The following is a 3330-nucleotide window of genomic DNA, read 5'->3' as shown; positions in this document are numbered from 1 at the left end:
GCGCTCGTCGCTCTGTTCTTGATCTCGTTCGTCCTGCATTGGCTGGGAAGTTCGCGCAAGGCCGCGGAAGAGGCTCTTGCTCATCATCAGCCGGCACCGACGATCATCGACACGATCACCGGCGCCGAGTTTTGGTACGAGAGCTTCCAAAATTGGCAGAGTGAATTCCTATCCGTTGCGATGCTCGTGATCCTTGCGATATTCCTGCGGCAGCGCGGATCGCCGGAATCGAAGCCCGTCGCCGCGCCACATTCGCAAACAGGAACCTGAAGACGCGCAAATTTCGAAACGGAGCGTGGATCAAAGCCTGCGCTTCGGAGTTCTCGTAACGCCGTTCATCAACCATGGAGCCGTTAGATGCCTACAAAAGAGAAGAGCCTCGACGACCTGTTTCTGAATACGCTGAAAGACATCTACTACGCTGAAAAGCAGATTCTCAAAGCGTTGCCGAAAATGGAGAAAGCCGCGCAGTCGGAGGACCTGAAAAAAGCCTTCGAGCTTCATCGCGAACAGACGGAAGGCCAGATCGAACGCCTGGAGCAGGTCTTCAAGATCGTCGGAAAGCGCGCGCAGGGTAAGGCCTGCGAAGCAATCAACGGCATCATCGAGGAGGGCAAGGAAGTCATGGAGGATTTCGCCGACAGCATTGCGCTCGATGCTGGCCTCGTCGCTGCCGCACAAGCCGTCGAGCATTACGAAATCTCGCGCTATGGCACGTTGCGGACCTGGGCCGACCAACTCGGGATGCGCGACGCCGCAAAACTTCTCGACGAGACGCTGAAAGAGGAAAAAGACACCGATATGCTTCTCTCGAAGATGGCAAAGTCGGACGTGAACTCAAAGGCGGCGTAGCGGGAACAACTTAACGGGATGTAGCGAGCGATCGCCGGTCGAGAAAACGTGGAGGCATTTCTTACGACGGCAATGTCTCCCGATCTCGCCGGCGGATGGCCCCGTTATAGCCCGAACGACATCGTCCCTAATCGGACGCGCCACCAGCTCTGCCACGCAATCGTGCCGCTGCGATATGGTCAACGGCTCGTCCTTGCACATAGCCGTGCGACACCCACTGGTCCAAAGCCCATTGCTGAGATGCCGCGCGGTTGCTGACCTCCAACAGATCAGCGACCGCCGCCTGGAGTGCCCTCGAAGGATCGCCCCGTGCGAGTTCGAGATAGATCGACGCGGTCGTTTCGATCTCCGTCGAAACGTCAGACGTCGCAAACGCGCGCTGCCGTTCGCCTGGCCCATTCATTGCAGAAATCCTTGCATGAACATATAGAGAACATTTCGGGCGATGAGAGTCAATCAAAATGGTCGACCAGGATGAATTGGTGGGTGGTCTTGCGCGGTGAAGTTTCGGCGCCGTAAAACGGATGGATGGCCCTCTATCAAAGGCAAATCAATGTCCGCAATTCGATCGGTTCGGCTACCCGACGGCACGTCTGTTCCCGCGCTGGGACAAGGTACGTGGAACATGGGCGAGCCGCGCACGAAAAGGGGCGAGGAGATCGCGGCGTTGAAGCGTGGCATCGACCTTGGCCTCACCCTCATCGACACCGCTGAAATGTATGGCGACGGCGCCGCGGAAGAGCTAATCGGCGAAGCGGTTGCTGGCCAACGGGACAGCGTCTTTCTCGTGAGCAAAGTTCTGCCCTCCAACGCCTCGCGCGAGGGAACGATCGCGGCCTGCGAACGGAGCTTGAGGCGTTTGAAGACCGAGCGGCTCGATCTCTATCTGCTGCACTGGCGCGGCGGCATTCCGCTCGCCGACACGCTCGAAGGTTTCGAACATCTCGTTCGATCAGGCAAGATCGGCGCGTATGGGGTGAGCAACTTCGACGTCGAGGATCTCGAAGAATGGGCGCGATTGAAGGGCAAGAAGCGCAATGCGACCGATCAGATCCTCTACAATCTGAGTCGCCGCGGAATTGAGTTCGATCTCTTGCCTTGGTGCAGGGAACACGGCATGCCCATCATGGCTTACTCGCCAATCGAGCAAGGACGCATTCTGCGCAATCCGGCTCTTCGATCGGTTGCGGAAGGGCACGGCGCCAGTCCCGCCCAGATCGCGCTTGCGTGGGTGTTGCGACATCCCGACGTTGTCGTGATCCCGAAGGCTGCGCGCGTCGCGCATGTAGAGGAGAATCGCGCGGCACACGACATCATATTGTCTGCGGACGACCTTGCCGAGTTGGATGCGGCCTTTCCGCCACCGACGCGGCGACGCGGCCTTGAGATGATCTGAGCTCTATATGCGTCCGTCAAAAAAACGGCCCGTCAGTGACGGGCCGCTTCGTGGAATTTAGAAACCGTTCATCTGGTTCCAAGCTCGCACTTGATCCTTCGTGTAGTAGCGCGGCGGAGCTGCCCGGCGCGGTGCATAGCCGTATCCATAGCCGTACCGATGCCGCGGTCCCTGATAGTATCCGCCATGGTATCGTGGCGGCGGTGGCGCATAACGACGACGCGGAGGAGCATAGTATCCGTGACGCGGCGGACCGCCGTAATAATACTGAACCGATTCGACGCCGGCCGCTTCAACGCCGGGAGCTTGCGACACTGGAAACGGAGCGGCTTGCGCAGATCCGAACCAGAGGCCAGCCGCCACGGCTCCGAGAACCCATTTACCCAAACGCATCGTTTCTCTCCTCAACACTGTCATTCGCATTCGGAACGACAACTATGAGACGTATTGTACGGTTCCGCAGATGAACACTTGCTGAGCGAAATCAGAATAAAGCGTTAAGGGGGAACGGAAATCGCTCAACACAATTCATATGTTGTGAACCAAACTGTGGAGAAGACGCATGCCGAGCTCGGACAAGAACAGCGCCTCCGCGCGGGAGGCTTTCGCGCGGGAAGCCCAGGAGGCTGCAACGAAACACCGCGCTCTGCAGTCGGAAATCAAGGCGGCGGACAGCAAGGCAAAGAAAAGTCCGTCGCGTCCGTCACAGACAGGGGCGCGTCCCTATCCGGCGCCGCCTTTGCCCGCGAAGCAGCTTGCGAAGCCGGGCCTGGAAGCCGAGCTCGACCTCGCGCCGATGTACGATGCGCCCTATTACAAGGGTTCGGAGAAACTCCTCGACCAGGTTGCCATCGTGACTGGCGGCGACTCTGGAATCGGCAGATCTGTCGCGACCCTGTTTGCCCGGGAAGGGGCGGATATCGTCATTGCCTATCTCACCGAGCATGATGACGCAACGGCAACTAAACGGGCGATCGAAAAAGAAGGACGTCGATGCCTGGTGATTGCGGGAGACGTCACAAATCCGGATTTCTGCCGACACGTGGTGCGCCAAACACTTGACGAATTCGGTCGCCTCGACG

The 3330-nt window shown here is 58.6% G+C and carries 6 protein-coding genes; 4 read left to right on the top strand and 2 right to left on the bottom strand.

From position 1 onward, the window contains the following. Both AC1DT3_RS15765 and AC1DT3_RS15760 read left to right on the top strand, forming a co-directional pair. Positions 1-270: DUF6766 family protein (locus tag AC1DT3_RS15765; protein ID WP_477466188.1), on the top strand; the 270-nt coding region annotated here is incomplete at its 5' end. An 87-nt stretch (positions 271-357) separates the two neighbouring features. Then, positions 358-852, top strand: coding sequence for a YciE/YciF ferroxidase family protein (locus tag AC1DT3_RS15760; protein WP_477466187.1), 495 nt, complete (start codon positions 358-360; stop codon positions 850-852). A gap of 127 nt (positions 853-979) precedes the next feature. On the opposite strand, the gene AC1DT3_RS15755 is transcribed toward AC1DT3_RS15760, so the two are convergent. Next, positions 980-1255, bottom strand: a complete 276-nt coding sequence (locus AC1DT3_RS15755) for a hypothetical protein (protein ID WP_477466186.1) — start codon at positions 1253-1255, stop codon at positions 980-982. 150 nt (positions 1256-1405) lie between these two features. On the opposite strand from AC1DT3_RS15755, the gene AC1DT3_RS15750 reads away from it, so the two are divergent. Beyond that, positions 1406-2248 carry an aldo/keto reductase gene (locus AC1DT3_RS15750; RefSeq protein WP_477466185.1) on the top strand — a complete coding sequence of 281 codons (843 nt, stop codon included), beginning with the start codon at positions 1406-1408 and terminating at the stop codon, positions 2246-2248. Positions 2249-2305: 57 nt separating this feature from the next. Here AC1DT3_RS15750 and AC1DT3_RS15745 read toward each other — a convergent pair whose 3' ends face one another. Beyond that, positions 2306-2641 carry a hypothetical protein gene (locus AC1DT3_RS15745; RefSeq protein WP_477466184.1) on the bottom strand — a complete coding sequence of 112 codons (336 nt, stop codon included), beginning with the start codon at positions 2639-2641 and terminating at the stop codon, positions 2306-2308. 169 nt (positions 2642-2810) lie between these two features. Between AC1DT3_RS15745 and AC1DT3_RS15740 the strand changes: the two genes are divergently transcribed. Continuing rightward, positions 2811-3330, top strand: a 520-nt coding sequence (locus AC1DT3_RS15740; RefSeq protein ID WP_477466183.1) for an SDR family NAD(P)-dependent oxidoreductase, incomplete at its 3' end; no start/stop codon positions are given.

Source organism: Microvirga sp. P4_G7, assembly GCF_056401005.1.
The sequence above is the reverse complement of the archived record's forward strand: the minus strand, read 5'-3'. Positions and strand labels throughout refer to the sequence as shown.